We start from the raw sequence: 18,839 nt of genomic DNA on the forward strand, positions 1-18,839 counted from the left end.
CACAAAATCGTTCAGCGGCTGATGCAACAGCTGGGGCTGAAATCCAGAGTTCGGGTGAAGCGATACCGCTCCTACCGAGGCCCCGTGGGCAAGAAAGCACCGAATCTACTGGCCCGGGACTTCCGGGCCACCAAGCCCAACACGAAGTGGGCAACGGACGTTACTGAGTTCAAGGTGCAAGGACGCAAGCTGTACCTGTCGCCGGTGATGGACCTGTTCAACGGTGAAATCCTGGCCTATGAACTCCGTGACCGGCCGGTGCTTCCCATGGTCACGGAGATGCTGAAAAAGGCCTTGAGGCGACTCAAGCAAGGAACCAGTCCAGTGGTACACTCGGACCAAGGCTGGCATTACCAGCATCCGGAGTATTGCCGGATGCTCGAGGAGAAGGGGCTAACTCAAAGCATGTCTCGCAAGGGCAATTGCCTGGACAACGCGGCTATGGAGAGCTTCTTCGGCACATTGAAATCCGAGTTCTATTACTTGAACCGGTTCGATAGCGTTGAGCAATTACGACACGGAATTGAGCAGTACATTGACTACTATAACCACCACCGGATCCGGCTGACACTCAATGGCCTGACTCCGGTGGAGTACAGAGAGCAGGCTGCCGCTGCAGCCTGATTAAACTGTCCAAGTTTTAGGGGTCACTTCAGTACATTTGGCACGATGAAATGTACTGGGGGTCTGACCCCGCTATTTTTTAGGGCCCGACCCCTTTGTAGACTGGATGGCTTGGTGCCTTACTGTGTACTACAGCCGGAAGTCGGCCTGCCCCAGCGGCAACACGCCTTTGAGATCACACAGCACGCCGTTGTCGCCGGTGTAGCTGCGCAGTTCTTCGGCGCTCATGGCGGCGTATTCGTTGTGGGGAACGGCCAGGAATACAGCGTCGTATCTGCCTTTCTCCGGGTTATCTACCAGGGTGATGCCATATTCGTGTTCGGCTTCGGCATTATCAGCCCAGCAGTCGGTTACATCGACGGAGCAACCGAAATCGCGCAACTCTTCAACCACATCAATTACCCGGGTATTACGCAAATCCGGGCAGTTTTCCTTGAAGGTCAGGCCCATTACCAGCACGCGGGAATTGGCAATCGTCAGGCCGCGCTTAATCATAATCTTCACCAATTGCGCGGCAGCATAGGGGCCCATATTGTCATTCACTCGGCGGCCGGCCAGGATAATATCCGGGTGATAACCAATCGCCTCGGCTTTATGGGTCAGGTAATACGGGTCTACACCAATGCAATGGCCGCCCACCAGGCCGGGCTTGAACGGCAGGAAGTTCCACTTGGTGCCCGCAGCCGCCAGCACTTCGTGGGTATCAATCCCCAGCCGCGCAAAGATCATCGACAGCTCGTTCATCAGGGCGATGTTCAGATCGCGCTGGGTGTTCTCGATCACCTTCGCCGCTTCCGCCACCTTGATGGAACTGGCCTTGTGGGTGCCGGCAGTGATAATGCCTGCATACAACTCATCCACCTCGTCCGCAATCTCCGGAGTAGAGCCGGATGTTACCTTCATAATGGTGGTCACCCGGTGCTCCTTGTCGCCCGGGTTGATCCGCTCCGGGCTGTAGCCGGCGTAAAAATCCTTGTTGAACGTCAGGCCCGAAACCTTCTCCAGCACCGGCACACACACCTCTTCGGTCGCGCCCGGGTACACCGTGGATTCGTAAATCACAATATCGCCGGCCTTCAACACCTTACCCACACTCTCGCTGGCCTTCACCAGCGGCGTCAGGTCCGGGGTTTTGAACTCGTCAATCGGAGTCGGCACCGTCACGATGTAAATCTGGCAATCGGCAATGCCATCCAGAGAGTCGGTGAACGACAACTTACTCGCCGCCCCCAGCTCCTCACGGGAAACCTCGCGGGTGAAATCCACGCCATCCTTCAGCTCAGCAATACGGCCAGCATTGATATCGAAGCCCACCACCTCACGCTTCTCGCCAAACGCCACCGCCAACGGCAGCCCCACATAGCCAAGGCCAACAACCGCAATCTTCTTCATCCATCCTCCAAACTGCGTTTGGGGGTCAGACCCCGGATACATTTCATCATGCCAAATGTACCGGGGGTCTGACCCCGAATTAAAATTAATGGGGTACCAGGACTTCGGTGCCGGGTACCATTGGTTTCAGTTGTGCTTGCAGTGCCCGCTTGGCATCGTCATCGCCGTGCACTACACGAATCTGTTTGGGCGCGTCGGGGATGCCTTCCACGAAGCGCAGTAAATCACTCTGCCCCGCGTGGGCCGAATAGCCGCCGACCTGGTGAACCTGGGCGCGGATATCATAGCGTTCGCCATCAAGTTCTACCCAACCACCTCTAGGGCCATAGGTGAGAATGTCTCGGCCCGGCGTTCCGGCAGCCTGATATCCGACGAACAGCACGTCGTTACGGGCATCGCCCAGCATAGCTTTCAGATAATTCACCACCCTGCCCCCGGCGCACATGCCGGAACCGGCCAGCACCACGCAGGGGCGGTGGGATTTGGCCAGGTATTCTACGGCATTCAGGTGGTCTTCGTGGGAGTTGATCACAGTGAGCTGTTCGAAAGACAGCGGGTGGCGGCCGGCTTTCACGAGCGCGCGGGCCTCGGCGTCCCAGAAGGGTTTGAGGTCGCGGTAGATTTTGGTGAACTCGGCGGCCAGGGGGGAGTCGACTACGATTTCCAGTTGGCTCCAGAAACCCCCAAACTCTGCAATCAGCCCTTCAATCTCGTACAACAACTCCTGCGTCCGCCCAATACTGAACGCCGGCACCAACACCGTCCCCCCATCCGCCAGCGCATGTTCCAGCACCTGCTTCAACCGGTAACGCCGCGTTTCCCGGTCTTCATGATCTTTATCGCCGTAAGTGCTTTCAATCACCAAACGGTCTGCCCGCTCAGGCGAAACCGGCTCCGGCAGCAGCGGCGAGTGCGGCGCACCCAAGTCTCCACTGAACACCACACGCTCATCATAATTCCCGGCCCGGGCATCGCACTCCACATACGCCGACCCAAGAATATGCCCGGCCCGCTGCAAACGCACCGAAAGCGAACACTCACCCTCATTAAACACCTCATGCCACTGTCCATAAGGCACCGGCACAATGCGGGCGCGGATCAGATCAAGCACGCGGTTGATCAGCGAACGATCCCGGGTGAAGCCAATCTTCAGGGCATCTTCCAGGATTTCCGGCAGCATAATGGCCGAAGGTTCGGAGCAGATGATAGGGCCATCAAAGCCGGCGGCAAGCAGGTAGGGAATCCGGCCTACGTGGTCTATGTGCACGTGGGTGACCACCAGGGCGCGGATGTGGGTGATGGAGAAGTCGATGGCCAGGTCGCCAGCATTGACCCGCTGCTTGTCTTCCTGGCCCTGGAACAGGCCGCAGTCTATCAGGATGCCCAGATGGGAGTCCGGCGCTGGCAGAAGGGTGGGGTCTGACCCCAGAGGGTCAGCCCCCTTTGTAGCCTGCGGGTTCTGGCACCCAATCTGTGATCGGGGTCTGTCCCTACGTGGACTGACCCCTCTGGCACCGATATCAGCTTTAGAAAGCCGAAGTTCATGACAAGAGCCAGTCACCCCACTCACCGCACCATGGTGCAAAATCTCAATCATTCAACAGTCCTTGTTACGTCCAATCCACCAACGCCGATCAGCGGCTAGTATCAAACATCCTGCGGCGAAACCCCGAACTTCAGCACCTTACCATCCGGCCTGCCCTCACTCGCTTCCTGACCGCCGTTACACCAAACAAGGTCTGCCAGCTCGCCATTCGGCGCGTATCCAGTCCGCGCTTGCTTTAAAAGCTCAATAACCGCCTGACAGTCAAACGCCTGGCTGGCATGGGAAAACTTGTTCAGAAAACCTTCAACCTCAGCCCACGGCAGAGACACTTCCCGCGCCATCATAATCCGAGAATGAGCCGTACCTTGCGGGTTATCGCCAATCAGTAGTTCTTCATACAATTTCTCACCCGGGCGTAAGCCGGTGTAGATAATCTCTATATCGCCGTCCGGGTTATCCTCGGTTTTCTCTTCAAGGCCCATCAGGTGAATCATCTTGCGGGCAAGGTCGGCAATTCTTACCGGCTCCCCCATATCCAACACAAACACCTCACCACCCTGCCCCATACTGCCGGCCTGCAGCACCAGCTGACTGGCTTCGGGGATGGTCATGAAGTAGCGAATAATATCCTGGTGAGTCACCGTTACCGGCCCGCCATCGCGAATCTGGTCACGGAACAGTGGTACAACCGAGCCAGAAGACCCCAGCACATTGCCAAAGCGCACCATCGAAAACACAGTGCCGGACTGCCGCTGGGCAAGGCCCTGAAGCACCAGCTCCGCCATGCGTTTGGATGCCCCCATCACATTGGTGGGGCGCACCGCCTTATCGGTAGAAATCAGCACAAAGCGCTCAACACCCGTGGCAATCGCCGCCTCTGCCGCATGGAAGGTACCGAACACATTGTTCTGAACCCCCTCAATTATATTGTGTTCAACCAGCGGCACGTGCTTGTAGGCCGCCGCGTGGTATACCGTCTGAATACCAAAAGCACGCATCACTGCCTCACAGCGGCGACGATGAGTAACGCTGCCCAGCACCGCATGCAAAGACACACCCAAAGCTTCGATCTGATTGATCGACTGCAACTCACGCTCAATGGCATACAACGAAAACTCGGACTGCTCGAACAACACCAGCCTGGACGGCTTGTGGCGCAGAATCTGCCGGCACAACTCGGAACCAATGGAACCACCGGCGCCGGTCACCAGTACCGCCTTGCCGAACAGGCTTTGGGACACCATGGCCGCATCCGGCCGAACCGGGTCCCGCCCCAGGAGATCTTCGATTTCCAGGTCCCGAATGTCGTTGATTCTGGCCAGGCCAGCGACCAGTTCCGACATTGAAGGCACGGTCTGAACCGGTACGGAGAGGCCTTCTAGGGTTCGCATGAGTTCTTTGCGGTTAACCGGGGCGGAGTCTTCCAGCGCCAACAGTACTCTGGACGCTTCCAGTTCCCGAACGGCTTTATCGATGTGGTCGATCGAGTAGACCGGCAAGCTCCCAATCAAAGAGCGGTGGTTTGCCTCCACCATTGACACAAAACCCACCGGGCGATATTCGGTGCCCTGAACCAGAGCAGAAGAAAGCTGCATACCTTTGGGGCCGGCACCCACTATCAGAACCGCATCTTTCTGTTTTCGCCCACGCCGTTGCACTACCGCCCGAACGGCAAAACGGCTACCCGCTACCAGCAAAAATGCGAATGCACCATAAATAACCGGTACGGAGCGGGGCACCAAAGCCTGAAAGAGAAAACCGAAGACGATCAGCGAAATACTAGAAAGGGTAACGCCAATGATAATGGCCAAAAACGCATGTTCGCTGAGATAGCGGATTACCGCGCGGTATAAGCCCAGCTTCACGAAAGCCGCGGTGGTGAAAAGGACGGTTGCGCCCGACACCCAGAGTTGTTTGTCTGAGGGCAGCCAGGTGTAGTTCTCAAATCTGAGTGCAAAGGCTGCCCAGACGGCAAGCGAGAGAAGAATCAGATCTGTTGTTACTGAAATCAAACGCTTAACCGGCCTGGATAAGCCCAGTATTTTTCCAATGAGGCCTGAATTCACACTGAATTCCCTTCAAATGAAACCATGTAACCGCTGCCCGAGCCCTATGATCGGCGAACTCTATCACCAGATCCCTTACCTGTTACAGTCTGGAGGATGTACAGAAAATAATCCCTGCCCCCCAAAGATTTCAGCATTTTCTCGTCTGTCTCCGCCAGTAACACCGGTGTAGACATATCGATTTCGTTCACCTGAGCTAACCCGGTAATTCCCGGACGCGCCGCCAGAACGCCCCGCTTTTCCCGCTCCTGTATCAACTCATCCTGATTAAAGAGGCAGGGGCGCGGGCCAACCAGACTCATTTCACCCTTCAAAACATTCCACAATTGCGGCAATTCGTCCAGCTTGGTTTTCCGAAGGAAGTTGCCAAACGGCGTGATTGAATCAGCACTGGCCAGATGGCTCGCAACTGATGCGGTGCCCTTTTTCATCGTCCGAAACTTAACCAGCGTAAAAGGCTTCTTGTTTCGGCCAACTCGTTCCTGGGTAAAAATTGGCGAACCGGTATCGAAGTAACCGATAACAGTGAGGACGATCAGCAACGGCAAGCCAAGGACCAATCCCGCTAACGCAAAGCAAAAATCCAGAATACGAATCATGATTCACTCCCTTGGCAAAAACACTGCTGAAGCCCTTCTTGCGATGTCAACGGCGGATTCCAGCCCAATAAATTACGGGCTTTAGAAATATCCACCTGAAGTGAACCCAAAACACGTCGTGCAACAGCTTTTTTCCCAAGCAGCGCAGCACCGAACATCAGCAACCCTTCGGGAACGGGCAACAAGCGCGGAGACTTGCCCATTGCCGCTGCAACCTCCCGTAACAATTCCGTGGTAGACATATCCCTACCATCACCGGCCAGAAACACTTGGTTGGCGGCAGCCGGATGATCCTGGCACGTCATGATTAGGTCAACCAGATTGCCCAATGCCAGCAAAGACCGTTGATTGTGAACAGCACCCAACGGCAATGGAATTCCTTTATTCACCAGTTTATTCAATGTTGCGAAATTTCCTTTCACTCCGGGGCCATAAACAAGCACGGGGCGGATAATCACAACCTCCATCCCGGTCTCGCGAGCCAGGCTCATCAGCCCCTCTTCCGCCTCACGCTTCGACACACCATACGCATCCTGCGGATCAGGCTCGGTATTTTCAGTGAAGGGTTCACCAGGATGAGTCTGCTCACCATTCACCTTAATGGAGCTGATGAAAATAAATCTCCTAACCCCAGCCTCTGCGGCCTGACGCGCAAGACTAAGGGTACCATCCACATTAACACGCCGATATTCGGCCAAAGGGTCGGCCACCTCATCCTTCATGATATGAGCACGAGCCGCCGAATGTATGACCACATGCCTGCCATCAAGCGCTTCTGACCAGTCAGTTCCTCCATCAAGTTCGCCAGTAACAACGACCTTCCCGGGGCAACCCAGGCCCGAGCGCCTGACAGCACAAGTTAAATCCACATCCGGGTCACGTGCGAGCGCAACAGATAACGCCTTCCCGACAAAGCCCGTTGCGCCTGTTAGTAAAACCCTCATTCTGCATCTTCCGGAAATAGAACGTCGCGAAACTGGAGTGCCAACTGGCTATACTCATATTGTTCCAATGCAAGTGTGCGCCCTGCATCACCCATTTTTTGGCGCTCGGTTTCAGGCATCCCATGAAGTGCCAACACAGCAGCCGCTAACTTTTCAGGATCCTGGGCGGCAACCTGTATACCGGCTCCCGCTTCTTCGACAGGCTTATACCCGCCAGAATCAATCGCATATATAATCGGTTTGCCAGAATACAGATAATCGAACAACTTGTTAGGGGATACTCCAAACCTGAACAACGGGTCTTTGGTAAGCCCGATATAACAGGCATCAAACATGGCCAGCATTGATTGAATCTGCACCTTGGGTATCGGATTTACAAAGAAGACATTAGTCAGCCCTTTGTTGGAGACAAGCTCTTGTAATATGGCTTTTTCCTTACCCGAACCTACAAGCACAAAGGCGATATCAGAGTTACCCTTAACACGCTCTGCGGCCTCAATCAGCGAATCAAGGGCATTTGCTGTTCCAATTGCTCCGGTGTAACCAACAAGAAACTTCCCCTCTGGCAACTGTTTAACAGTCTCCGCACTCAGCTCTGCGTTTTGCTTCACTTCGTCCAGCGAAAATCCATTCGGTACCCAAGAAAACTTGCGAGGGTCCATTCCACGGGACACCATATGATTAACAGCGTTTTTCAGGTTTGATATAACCCTGTCTGAATCACGGTAGGCCCTATCCTCTACCCACTGCATCAACCGAATAAATGGATGCTTTAGAGGGAGTCCCCCTATCTCAACAAACGTTAACGGCCAGATATCACGCACCTCAAACATCAAGCGTGCTCCATATCGGGCCGCAAGCCTTTTCGCACCAGGAAACGAAAGCAACGAGGGAGATGAGCAAACAATCACCTCAGGCTCATCCGGGATAACTTTTGCGAGCTTCTGTATACGCCAGGGGAACAAAAACCATCCGAGCGCCCTCACCTTGCTGTGCGCTTCGGAATACTCCGGCATCTTTACCCACACAACCGTAAATCGCTCATCCTTTTCGAAGTGGAACCTCGAATCAAAAACCGGCTTCTCGCGTAGAAGATGGTGCGCAGCAGAGGTGATCAGGTACACGTTGTAACCAAGCTTGGCCAACTCCTGCCCGAGATAGTAATGCCGCCCCGCATATCCATAGTCCGGAGTGGATGCGTACTGGTTAATAATCCAGACGGTTTTACTCATCGCAAGCATTCATCAGCTCTTCAACTATCCTGCCGGATGCCTTCCCTCCGCCATAAAGCTGCTGGTTATCCGAAACCCGGCGCCCAAGATTGCGGGCTACCGAATCTACAATTCTCGCAAAGTTCGCCCCAACCAACTCGTTTGCGCCCACCTCGATTAACTCCACCCACTCAGTCTGATCCCTCATGGTCACACAGGCTCTGCCAAAGAAGAACGCCTCTTTCTGAACGCCACCACTATCTGTCAGTACCAGATCACAATGATCCAGAAGCCAGACCATCTCAAAGTAACCAACAGGGTCGATGATATGAACATCCAGGCTCAACCCTTGCTCAGCAATCAGTTTCCGGGTGCGAGGGTGTAAAGGGAGTACGACAGACGATTGTTTTGCATGGGTGTCATTCAACGCCTCAACAATGTTCGCGAGCCGCTCTGGGTTGTCTGTGTTCTCTGCTCTGTGCAGTGTTGCCAGCACAAACTTTTCCGGCAAATCCCCACCAGCAGGAGCAACAGCCTTCGAAGCAAACAGAAGGGCAGCGTCCTGCATAACATCCCCAACCTGCATCACGTTCACAGGTTTGCTCCCAAAACCTTCATTTTTCAGGTTATTGACAGCCGTTGTCGTCGGGCAAAACAGCATGTCGCTGATCTGGTCCGTCAGTATGCGATTGATCTCTTCCGGCATATCCATATTAAAGCTGCGCAAGCCTGCCTCCACATGAGCAACCGGAATGTGGAGCTTGGCAGCAGCGAGTGCACCCGCCAGGGTTGAGTTAGTATCACCGTAGACCAGCACACGATCAGGCTTATGCTCGAGCAGCGCTCTTTCTATCTCCACCAGCATACGGCCCGTCATTTCGCCATGGCTCCCACCGTGGATATCCAACTGAATATCCGGTTTAGGAATGCCCAGCTGGTTGAAAAACACATCGGACATATTGGCATCAAAGTGCTGACCGGTATGCAGAATGATCTCATCAATGCCCTCAGCCTGTTGAATGGCTCGGGAAACAACGCTGGCTTTTATGAATTGGGGGCGTGCGCCAATGATGGTAAGAATTCTTTGCATGAATAATCAACCAATTAGTGACTTGTAGAAATCAAGCAGCTTTTGCTCTTCGATACCCCAGTTATAGCGGTTCAAGACAGCTTTTTGACCATTTCGGCCCATCTGCTCAGCCTTTTCTGGGTTCGCAATCAAATCGTCAATAGCCGCGGCAATTGCTTGGGGATCCTGTGGGTCGACACATAGCCCACACTGATTTCCTTCTATGATCTGCTTCCAAAGGGGAAAGTGAGAGCCAATGACGGGAACACCTGCACTCATATACTCAAACATTTTATTCGGCTGAGCATCTATGTGATTAGGCGAGGGAAGGAAGGTAACAAGCCCCGCAACACAACGAGCGAGCAGATCACGAACTTCTTCCCGCCCGACAAAGCCAAGGGCATCTACCTGAATCCAGCCAGCATCACACTGAGCTTCCTGTTCATCGGCACTGTTTCCGAACTTGCCCGCAAGCTGTAAACGAGCACCGGACGTGACAAGCCCCATAGCGCGAACCACTTCCAATATACCGCGAATACGGCCGATGCCACCGACATAAGCAACATGGTCGCACTTCTGAGTCCAGTCCACGGTCCCGGTAGACAGTTCGCCCAACAACGGATAGTTATTTATATCCACCGAACGAACGCCCATGGAGATAAACTTGTCACGGATGTAAGGCGTCGCAGAAACCACAGCATCTAGCTTGCGACAAGCGTATTGCTCATACAAGCCAAACGTTTTAGACAGTAACCATCTTGCGGGCTTGTTAAGATACGGCTTGCCCAGCAACTGCTTGGGAACATCTTCATGGGCGTCGAATATCACCTTTTTCCCACGTTTTTTGAGCTTCAGGCCGATGGGCAACAACTCTGGGTCGTGCAAGTGATAAATATCGGCATCCAGCTCCAGCGCTTTGGCCAAAACCCGGCCAGGAGCATTACGAATTCGGTCCACGCGTCCTGCGGACGCGCCGACATCGTGGATGACGACATCAGCCTTGGTCTCATCCTTCTTTCCATCTGCGACGATCAGGGAAACTGAGTGACCATGGCGAGCGAGACTCGTGCATTCTTTCAAAAAAATGCGGGTGTCGGCCCTAGGGTGAACAGAGGTAAGGTGAGCGATTCTCAAAGGTTAGCCTCCTTTGCTTCAGCTTCTCGCACCCGTAGACTAAGAATACAAGCCACATTCAAAAGTACAACCAACGACATCAATTGATAGCCGGAGAAAATATTATTAGTCATCATAACCATAAATGAAATTAATGTGAAAATTAAAAGACTCCCACCCCAAGCATTACAAACCAAAGAATAAGCTAACTTCAAAAGATAGACAAAATAACAAAAAAACAAAAAAACACCCAACAAACCATACCTTTGAATAATTAGAGCATACTCAGAATCTATTATAGTACTAAATGACGATTTAGCCGGACCCAAACCAACCACAGGAGACTGCAAAAACCTATAATATGCATCAACCATGTTGTCAAGCCTCACATTAAGGCTATTATTCCTTCCTTCTAACGCGTACTGAAACCCTAAATATAAATAAGATAGATCAAGAAAATAGATCATGGACAAAAGGAAAAAAAAACCGAAAACCAAGAAAACAAACTTGTACAATATAAAAGCTCTAAAAAAAAATAAAAAATAGGTCGAGAGAGCAAAAACTAGTGCAACCAGCGCCGTTCTACTTTGCGTTAAAAAACAAAGAAAAACAAAAATAATACTAAAAAAAACATATAAGAACTTTCTACTAACAGCGTACATGGAAAAAAAATACACGCAAAAAAAAGCAGCTATTACCCCTCCAACATTTGGGTCAGAACCAGTGAGTGTGATTCGGCGACCAGAAATCAGGGAATCAAGGTGAGCACTATCGGCCCCTAGGTAGATGCGGGAAATGAATTCGCCAATGCCAAGCACCTGAAAAAAGCCTATGCAGCCAACAACAACCGCAGAAAGGAACAAACCTCTGTGGAAAATATCGACCGACTTCAAACCTAAAAATGGAATAGCGAGAAGATATGGAAAAAACTGAAAGTATTTAATTGACTCAACCAGATCTCGAGTATTTATCGAAGAAAAACCCATAAACCATGAAAATAAGGCTGACACGCAAACCATCAGCCCGAGCAACATAGGAAATAGAGCAGAAAAATGAAAAACGGGCGCCTTACTCCAAAACATGAACACCAGAAGTGCAAGCAATGGCGAGACGAAAGTGACAATGTAGACCCCCAAACCATAAACAGACAAGGGAGGCAAGGCTATTGAGGAGACGAGCCCAAAACAGACAAAAACAGACAAAATTGTCTGCTCCTGTGAGCTAACGAAGCGCTCCCTAAACACCTTATGGTTTTTACTCAACTACAAACCCCTTTATCTTTGGCACCCGGATAGGGTACGGTGTTTATCTCGCGGATCGCTAAAAACATCCAACCGGCTCGCTCTCACGTACCGCTGCCAGCCACCACGATTCCTATGGTGCTGTCGGCTATCCGGTGAATATACTCACCTTCCTTGATGGTCGCCGCCATTTCGACAAATTGTTTGACGAATCTGGATTTCTGCCAAGCGATGTCATTTCGGTTATCCTCTCTATTGTTACCAGCCCTTGAATATCACATTCCAATTGTTCAAAAACCCGCTAAAATCCCGCTCCGGCGTAACACCCTCCTCTCCCCGCACCAGCGCATCCGTTTGCACCTACTTCAACCCCCTGATTTCCCAGCATTGCTTCACGGCGCCCTTACCCTTGGTTACCCAAAGATAAGACTGCAGCGATTTAACATCTGGGTGAATGACATCCAGTCTTTCCAGCAGTTGCTGCGGGGTGAGTATTACGTACTGCATGTCCTCTTTGTCGTGGGTGTGTAGTACAAACACCCAATAGTCCGCTGGGGATTTACGGATTTTTTCCCGATTAAGAGTCCACCACCCACAGGAAAGCAGCTTCTCACGGTATTCCGACCTGCCGTGGGTCAGGAGGAAGTCCTTGGAGAACTTTACCTGCAGCGACGTAGTCTTTTTGTTGGTTTTGTCGGTCACGAGCAGGTCTATGCCTGTGTCTTTAGACGGCACCCATACATTGACTTTATCGCCGTTCGGGTCTCGCAGGTGCTGCTCTATGTGGGAGCCTACCAGGTATTCGCCGGCGTGGATGGTGAATAGGGGTTGCATGGTTGGTTATGCTCTCAGTTGTTGCCTACGCCAAACAAACCCAACCACCTCCAAAACCTCCCCCCGAAAAACCACCGCCCAGGCGGCCAAAACAACCAACCAATACCCAACCATCCAGCCTTTCAAAGCCTCACCCCAAAGCGTAAACACCACGGCGCCAGCCACAGAAACCAGTGTGAAGGCGTAAAGCACAAGCCGGGGCATGGGCTTCCATAGGTAGATGGAGAATTCGGTTCTCAGGAAGAAGAACACCCAAAAGGATACACAGGTGCTCACCGCTGCCCCGGCCGCCCCGAAGAGAGGAATTAGCCACCAGTTGCCAACCAGGTTGATCGCGAATGCGGTAATGGCCGCCAGCATGGAGAAGGAGCTGCGCCGGGAGATGCCGATGCCTACAACGGTGGTTTCAGAGAGAGTGTACAGCAAGGGGTAACCAATGCAGGACACCACAATCCACCGCACAGCCGCGTAGTTGGCGGGCAGAAAAAAGGTAACAACCCAGGACAACAACCCGGCTAATGCAAACCCGAGGACAACCAACGCCAGTATGTAACGGCTGACTTTGTGCACGTTCTCCAGCCCGGTGCCTGCGCTGGCCCATTTGTAGACGGTGGGGGCCCAAACGGTTGAGAAAACGCTTTGCAGTATAGTAGCCGCGGCGGCAAAGCTGACCGCCACAGAGTAAACGCCCAGCTCTTCAAAGCTGGCGAGCGTCCGCAGAAATACCTTGTCTATGGCTGTGAGGCCCCAGAATGCCAGCCCACCCAGAATCAGTGGCAGTCCAAAACGGAGCATGCTTTTTAGCTGATCAAGATCCAGTTTGGTGCGAACGCCAGCCAGCCATTCCGCTCGGGTGTTCCAACCGTATATTGCGCACACGAAGGTAATGGCTGCAGTATTCGCCAACACAAGGTTGGTCAGGTCCTTATCCGCACCAACGGCAACGTATCCCCCGATAATGGCCAGCATAAGCAGCTTCGGGAGCAGCTGACTCATTGAGAAGGCCAGACCACGCTCGTTCATGCGCAGCACGAGCGACAAAAACCGGGAAAGATAACTGGCGACCAAAGCCACTGCCACCAATACACTCAGGTGCCATGCGGGCACATCAAAGAGCCAACCGGCCAGCTTTCCGCCAAGCGACAGCAGCACCAAAACGGTAACCACCAACAACACCAGCCCCGGGAGCATTGCGCGCTTAAACAATGCAGGCTTGTTGTCTGCCTCGTGAAACTCACGAACGTAAGACTGGTCCAGCCCCAGACTAAATAGCAGAATACTAAAGCCAAGAGTGACTTGGAGCATCGCCATCCGGCCTACGTCTTCCTGGGAGAAGAACCAAGTGATTATTGGTAGGGAGATTAGGCCAAGGACAGCACCGCCGATTGGGCCTATGGCGAAGGCGGCTATTTGCTTAGGTGTCACCGATAGAACTCAAATATAGCGTCTACAACTCGCTGTTGTATTTCCTTATCAATACCAAACCACATCGGCAATCTAACCAGCCGCTCACTCTCAGCAGTCGTGTAACGATCCTCACCATTAAATCGACCAAATGCTGCTCCGGCCCTGGCAGAGTGCAATGGCACATAATGAAACACAGCCAGAATGTCGCAGTTTTTCAGGTGTTCCAGAAGTGCACTCCGCTCTTCCAGGTTCGACGTTTTCAGGTAGAACATGTGCGCATTATGAGTACAGCCATCCGGTATATCCGCAAGCTCAATCTGCGCCGCATCCGCTAATGGTTGCAGCTTCTCGCGGTATTGATGCCAGGCCTCAAGGCGGGCATCGTTAATAGTTTTCGCGTTTTCGAGCTGGGCCCACAGGTAGGCCGACTGCAGTTCGCTCGGCAGATAACTACTGCCAATGTCCACCCACTGATACTTGTCCACCATGCCCCGGAAGAACTGGCTCCGATTGGTGCCTTTCTCCCGAATCACCTCCGCACGCTCTGCGAAACGCTCATCATTGATGATCAGCAGGCCACCTTCACCGCCACTGGTATAGTTCTTTGTTTCATGGAAGCTGAAGGCTCCCAGATGGCCGATGGTTCCCAGCGCACGCCCTTTGTAGCTGCTCATCATGCCTTGAGCTGCATCCTCAACCACGTAAAGGTTATGGCGCCCGGCAATGGCCATGATGGCGTCCATTTCACAGGCAACGCCGGCGTAGTGCACCGGCACGATGGCTCGAGTTTTGGGAGTGATGGCGGCCTCGATCAGGCGTTCATCGATATTCATGGTATCGGGCCGGATATCCACGAAAACGATCTTTGCGCCACGGAGTACGAAGGCATTTGCCGTGCTCACGAAGGTGTAGCTCGGCATGATGACCTCATCGCCGGGCTGTATATCGATCAAGACGGCAGCCAACTCGAGTGCAGCGGTGCAGGAAGGCGTCAGCAGTGTTTTCTTGGCTGGAAGGTTGGCTTCAAACCAGCTCTGGCATTTTTTGCCGAACGGGCCATCGCCGGAGAGTTTGTTACTCTGCAGCGCCTGTTTGATGCATTGCTCTTCAGCACCAGTAACAGGCGGTTTATTAAACGGGATCATTTTTGCTGCTCTTTCAAAAATTGCGCTTCGAGTTCTAACAAATCCTTCTTGCGGTCTTTTATTCTGCGAGCGGGGTTGCCTGCATAGATACCCCACGGTTGGGTGCTTTTGTTCACTAGAGTCATCGCACCCACAGAGCACCCTTCTCGAATTGTCACTCCGGGAAAGATGATTGCCCCGGCACCGACAATCACTTGTTTTTCAAGGATTACTTCGGCCAGATATTCGCCTTTGAATTCCTTAGGTACTAAAGAATTCACCATTGTGTTGCCGCTGTAATCATCAGACTGAGCGAAAACCTTCACGCCGTACGCTAAAGTACAGAAATCAGACAGTGTTATGCCCGGAGACCCGCCGGCCACCAAACACATTGGGGTAATGTGACAATACTTACCAACTGAGACCTTTCCCGATACAACACAGAAGTCATCAATCCGAGAACAGTCCCCCAACACAATAGATTCAGGGTTGTAGATACTCGCTTTATCACTGACTTTTACGCTCTCGCCGACAGATTTGAACCCCATCGCATCTATTTGCTCTCTGGTCAGATAAGCCATTCTATCCCTCGAAAATATCCGCAAGTTGCTTAATCAGCGTTGCCTTTGAAAAATATGAGTGAACCACACGGGCATTCTCGTCCGCCTCATCACGAGCTATCTGGCGGAGCTCTAGTTTGTCAACATCGCTCAGGTTAATTCCCAAGCTTGTCAGAAAGCGCCATTGGCTCACGTCACTCCGCATAAACACCGTCTTCCCCATACCCAAAAGCGTAATGGTGTTCCCCATGGCTTGCTGTCGCTGATGATTGAAGATCGCAATATCAAGGCTTTTCAAAAACTCCAGATATTGCTCAAACGGCATGAAATCCGTCATGGGTACAAATTTATCTCCGAACCATGCTTTGCCCTGACTGATTACTTTCTTGGCGTGGTTCTGGTCGCCATAAGACAAAGGTGCATATATTTTGAGGGGCTGGTCCTTGAACGGCAACAGGCGTTCGAGCGCTTCGATGTGGTTATTGCTTGGGTCTGCAGAGTTGCCGAGGAGTATGTTCAAGCCATCATGGTCGGAGGCTGGGCTTGGCTCCATGATCATTTTGGGATCGACTACATTACTCAGGTACATGATGCATTCATGATGGGTGCCCCTGGCTCCGTACCATTGGCGGGCAAGCTCTACATCTCCTTCGATGTACGTTACCAAATGGCCGACCCTGCGGATTACCAATCGTCTGAACGGTTCCTTAAGTCGAGACCGCCATGAAGCTTTTGATGTCTTATATTGATATAAATCCCCACCCCAAATCACCCAATAACATTTGGGCATTAGCCAAGGCATAAGCGCAAGCACCACTAGTATTCTGGGATTAAACAACCCATGCAACATGACTATGTTGGCAGCGTTCATCTGGGTAACGAGCTTGACATAACCCTTCAATGCTCCAAAAAATCGGTTGTTACAAATATATACATTGCGGTTTTCAGCAATTCCATGCTTATCCTTCGCAGCGCTTAACCAGAATCTGTGATCCTGCTGGGGAAATTCACTACTAATAAGGGTTTTTAGGGGGTTAAGGAAAGCACTTGGACTACCGACATGTAAAATCACAAAACTACCTTTCAAAGCTCACCATGGATCAGGGCGCTGAGGTATTCGCCATAACTATTTTTGCGTAATTCCTGCGCTTGCTGTTCTACCCGTTGCTTGCTCAACCAACCCTGGTTGTAACCAATTTCCTCAAGACAAGCGATCTTATAACCCTGACGCTTTTCGATGGTTTCTACAAACTGTGCGGCTTCCAACAAACTTTCGTGGGTGCCGGTGTCCAGCCACGCAAAGCCTCGGCCCAGCAGGTTTACGTTTAATTCGCCTTTTTCAAGGTAGACCCGGTTTACATCGGTAATTTCCAGTTCGCCACGGCTGGATGGCTGAACCGCTTTGGCTACATCAACTACTTTGTTGTCGTAGAAGTAGAGACCGGTTACCGCAAAATGTGATTTTGGCTGGGCGGGTTTTTCTTCGATGGAGATGGCCTTTTGGGAGCTGTCGAACGCCACCACACCAAAACGTTCCGGGTCTTTAACCTGGTAACCGAACACTGTTGCCCCGCCCTGCTCATCAACCTGTTTCACAGCTTCGCGGAGTTTGGGAACGAAACCCTGGCCATAAAAGATGTTATCGCCCAGCACCAGGCACACGCTGTCGTTACCGATAAATTCTTCGCCGATGATAAAGGCCTGAGCGAGGCCATCCGGGCTTGGCTGGATTTCGTAGCTGAGATTAATGCCGAATTGTTCGCCGGTTCCAAGCGCACGTTTAAAGCCGGCCTGATCTTCCGGCGTGGTGATGATGAGGATGTCCCGGATGCCCGCCAGCATGAGTACAGAGAGCGGGTAGTAGATCATGGGTTTGTCGTACACCGGCAGGAGTTGTTTGGAGGTGCCGAGTGTTATGGGGTACAGGCGGGTGCCGGAGCCGCCTGCCAGGATTATTCCTTTCACTTTTGCTTCCTTGACTTCAATTCGGAGTTTGAGGGGTCAGTCCGCGTGGGGACAGACCCCTAGTCAAATTCGGTGCAAAGGGGTCTGTCCACGTAGGGACAGACCCCAATCATCAGTTGTCTATGCCGAGGCGTTCGCGCTGATAGCTGCCATCCTGAACGCGCTGGCACCAGTCGAGGTTGTCGAGGTACCACTGGACGGTTTTGCGGATGCCGGTTTCGAAGGTTTCTTCGGGCGCCCAGCCGAGTTCTTTCTGGATTTTGCTAGCGTCTATGGCGTAGCGCATGTCGTGGCCGGGGCGATCTTTTACGTTGGTGATTAAGTCCCGGTAGCTGCGTTCCTGCGGGCGAAGTTGCTGGAGGATGTCGCAGAGGGTGTGCACTACTTCGATGTTCTGTTTTTCGTTGTGGCCGCCGATGTTGTAGGTTTCGCCGGGCTGGCCTTCGGTGACGACTATGTAGAGGGCTCTTGCGTGGTCTTCAACATAGAGCCAGTCACGGACCTGGTCGCCTTTGCCGTAGACCGGAAGCGGCTTACCTTCCAGGGCGTTGAGGATCATCAACGGGATGAGCTTCTCCGGGAAGTGGTAGGGGCCGTAGTTGTTGCTGCAGTTGGTCACCAGTGCCGGCAGGCCGTAGGTGCGCTGCCAGGCTCTTACCAGGTGGTCTGAACTGGCTTTGCTGGCGCTATATGGACTGCTTGGGGCGTAGGCGGTTTGTTCAGTGAACAGGCGCTCTTCCGCGTTGGGTGTGTCGCTTGGGTGCGGGAGGTCGCCGTAGACTTCGTCTGTGCTGATGTGGTGGAAACGGAAGTTGGCTTTCTTTTCGGCTTCCAGCGCCTGCCAGTATTGGCGGGTGGCTTCCAGCAGGGTGTAGGTGCCTACGATGTTGGTTTCGATGAAGTCTGCCGGGCCGTCTATGGAGCGGTCTACGTGGCTTTCAGCGGCCAGGTGCATGATGGCGTCTGGTTGGTGTTCGGCCAATACGCGATCCACTTCGGCGCGGTTGCAGATGTCTACTTGTTCGAAGCTGTAGCGCTGGTTGTCGCTAACCGCCGCCAGGCTTTCGAGGTTGCCGGCGTAGGTGAGTTTGTCGAGGTTGACCACTTCATCGTTGGTGTGGGTGATGATGTGGCGGATGACGGC

General features: G+C 52.6%; 17 protein-coding genes. 1 reads left to right on the forward strand and 16 read right to left on the reverse strand.

All coding sequences use genetic code 11. The annotated features are described in order from the left end of the window. Positions 1-624 (forward strand): IS3 family transposase (locus tag B9Q17_RS16545; RefSeq protein WP_154707655.1); only part of this gene is annotated, 624 nt, incomplete at its 5' end. 129 nt (positions 625-753) lie between these two features. Here the strand turns inward: B9Q17_RS16545 and tviB are convergent. From tviB to rfbB, 16 genes are all read right to left on the reverse strand, one after another. After that, entirely contained in the window at positions 754-2,016 is a 1,263-nt protein-coding gene (gene tviB / locus B9Q17_RS16550; protein ID WP_094626045.1) for a Vi polysaccharide biosynthesis UDP-N-acetylglucosamine C-6 dehydrogenase TviB, read from the reverse strand. Positions 2,017-2,101: 85 nt separating this feature from the next. Then, a complete protein-coding gene (locus B9Q17_RS16555; RefSeq protein WP_154707661.1) occupies positions 2,102-3,613 on the reverse strand; it encodes an MBL fold metallo-hydrolase RNA specificity domain-containing protein in 1,512 nt (503 codons plus the stop codon). Between the two features lie 50 nt (positions 3,614-3,663). After that, on the reverse strand, positions 3,664-5,574 hold the full coding sequence (locus B9Q17_RS16560) for a polysaccharide biosynthesis protein (RefSeq protein WP_425268636.1): 1,911 nt from the start codon (positions 5,572-5,574) through the stop codon (positions 3,664-3,666). Between the two features lie 98 nt (positions 5,575-5,672). Continuing rightward, the gene (locus B9Q17_RS16565; protein ID WP_094626047.1) at positions 5,673-6,227 is read right to left on the reverse strand and encodes a sugar transferase; all 555 of its coding nucleotides are present in this window, start codon (positions 6,225-6,227) and stop codon (positions 5,673-5,675) included. Further along, positions 6,224-7,171, reverse strand: a complete 948-nt coding sequence (locus B9Q17_RS16570) for a UDP-glucose 4-epimerase family protein (protein ID WP_094626048.1) — start codon at positions 7,169-7,171, stop codon at positions 6,224-6,226. The genes B9Q17_RS16565 and B9Q17_RS16570 overlap by 4 nt, the downstream gene beginning before the upstream one ends. After that, positions 7,168-8,412 carry a glycosyltransferase family 4 protein gene (locus tag B9Q17_RS16575; RefSeq protein WP_208618801.1) on the reverse strand — a complete coding sequence of 415 codons (1,245 nt, stop codon included), beginning with the start codon at positions 8,410-8,412 and terminating at the stop codon, positions 7,168-7,170. Before B9Q17_RS16575 ends, B9Q17_RS16570 begins: the two co-directional genes overlap by 4 nt. After that, entirely contained in the window at positions 8,396-9,472 is a 1,077-nt protein-coding gene (gene wecB / locus B9Q17_RS16580; RefSeq protein WP_094626049.1) for a non-hydrolyzing UDP-N-acetylglucosamine 2-epimerase, read from the reverse strand. The genes B9Q17_RS16575 and wecB overlap by 17 nt, the downstream gene beginning before the upstream one ends. A gap of 6 nt (positions 9,473-9,478) precedes the next feature. Further along, on the reverse strand, positions 9,479-10,585 hold the full coding sequence (locus tag B9Q17_RS16585) for a glycosyltransferase family 4 protein (protein WP_094626050.1): 1,107 nt from the start codon (positions 10,583-10,585) through the stop codon (positions 9,479-9,481). Next, positions 10,582-11,766, reverse strand: coding sequence for an O-antigen ligase family protein (locus B9Q17_RS16590; protein ID WP_154707662.1), 1,185 nt, complete (start codon positions 11,764-11,766; stop codon positions 10,582-10,584). Before B9Q17_RS16590 ends, B9Q17_RS16585 begins: the two co-directional genes overlap by 4 nt. A 399-nt stretch (positions 11,767-12,165) precedes the next feature. After that, positions 12,166-12,639, reverse strand: coding sequence for a hypothetical protein (locus B9Q17_RS16595; RefSeq protein ID WP_208618802.1), 474 nt, complete (start codon positions 12,637-12,639; stop codon positions 12,166-12,168). A 6-nt stretch (positions 12,640-12,645) separates the two neighbouring features. Continuing rightward, positions 12,646-14,064 carry an oligosaccharide flippase family protein gene (locus tag B9Q17_RS16600; RefSeq protein WP_094626052.1) on the reverse strand — a complete coding sequence of 473 codons (1,419 nt, stop codon included), beginning with the start codon at positions 14,062-14,064 and terminating at the stop codon, positions 12,646-12,648. Further along, positions 14,061-15,191 carry a dTDP-4-amino-4,6-dideoxygalactose transaminase gene (gene rffA / locus B9Q17_RS16605; RefSeq protein ID WP_094626053.1) on the reverse strand — a complete coding sequence of 377 codons (1,131 nt, stop codon included), beginning with the start codon at positions 15,189-15,191 and terminating at the stop codon, positions 14,061-14,063. The genes B9Q17_RS16600 and rffA overlap by 4 nt, the downstream gene beginning before the upstream one ends. Then, positions 15,188-15,751 carry an acyltransferase gene (locus B9Q17_RS16610; RefSeq protein ID WP_094626054.1) on the reverse strand — a complete coding sequence of 188 codons (564 nt, stop codon included), beginning with the start codon at positions 15,749-15,751 and terminating at the stop codon, positions 15,188-15,190. The genes rffA and B9Q17_RS16610 overlap by 4 nt, the downstream gene beginning before the upstream one ends. A gap of 1 nt (position 15,752) precedes the next feature. Then, a complete protein-coding gene (locus B9Q17_RS16615; protein ID WP_094626055.1) occupies positions 15,753-16,817 on the reverse strand; it encodes a TDP-N-acetylfucosamine:lipid II N-acetylfucosaminyltransferase family protein in 1,065 nt (354 codons plus the stop codon). Beyond that, the gene (gene rfbA, locus B9Q17_RS16620) at positions 16,814-17,695 is read right to left on the reverse strand and encodes a glucose-1-phosphate thymidylyltransferase RfbA (protein ID WP_094626056.1); all 882 of its coding nucleotides are present in this window, start codon (positions 17,693-17,695) and stop codon (positions 16,814-16,816) included. Before rfbA ends, B9Q17_RS16615 begins: the two co-directional genes overlap by 4 nt. A 112-nt stretch (positions 17,696-17,807) precedes the next feature. Then, positions 17,808-18,839: dTDP-glucose 4,6-dehydratase (gene rfbB, locus B9Q17_RS16625; RefSeq protein ID WP_094626057.1), on the reverse strand; the 1,032-nt coding region annotated here is incomplete at its 5' end.

The sequence above is a fragment of the Marinobacter vinifirmus genome, assembly GCF_002258215.1.
Lineage (GTDB): Bacteria > Pseudomonadota > Gammaproteobacteria > Pseudomonadales > Oleiphilaceae > Marinobacter > Marinobacter vinifirmus.

Bases quoted from the DNA above. Each gene is read 5' to 3' on its own strand.
- tviB (WP_094626045.1), bottom strand. From the start codon at position 2,016: ATGAAGAAGATTGCGGTTGTTGGCCTTGGCTATGTGGGGCTGCCGTTG.
- B9Q17_RS16555 (WP_154707661.1), bottom strand. From the start codon at position 3,613: ATGATTGAGATTTTGCACCATGGTGCGGTGAGTGGGGTGACTGGCTCT.
- B9Q17_RS16565 (WP_094626047.1), bottom strand. From the start codon at position 6,227: ATGATTCGTATTCTGGATTTTTGCTTTGCGTTAGCGGGATTGGTCCTT.
- B9Q17_RS16570 (WP_094626048.1), bottom strand. From the start codon at position 7,171: ATGAGGGTTTTACTAACAGGCGCAACGGGCTTTGTCGGGAAGGCGTTA.
- B9Q17_RS16575 (WP_208618801.1), bottom strand. From the start codon at position 8,412: ATGCTTGCGATGAGTAAAACCGTCTGGATTATTAACCAGTACGCATCC.
- wecB (WP_094626049.1), bottom strand. From the start codon at position 9,472: ATGCAAAGAATTCTTACCATCATTGGCGCACGCCCCCAATTCATAAAA.
- B9Q17_RS16595 (WP_208618802.1), bottom strand. From the start codon at position 12,639: ATGCAACCCCTATTCACCATCCACGCCGGCGAATACCTGGTAGGCTCC.
- rffA (WP_094626053.1), bottom strand. From the start codon at position 15,191: ATGATCCCGTTTAATAAACCGCCTGTTACTGGTGCTGAAGAGCAATGC.
- B9Q17_RS16610 (WP_094626054.1), bottom strand. From the start codon at position 15,751: ATGGCTTATCTGACCAGAGAGCAAATAGATGCGATGGGGTTCAAATCT.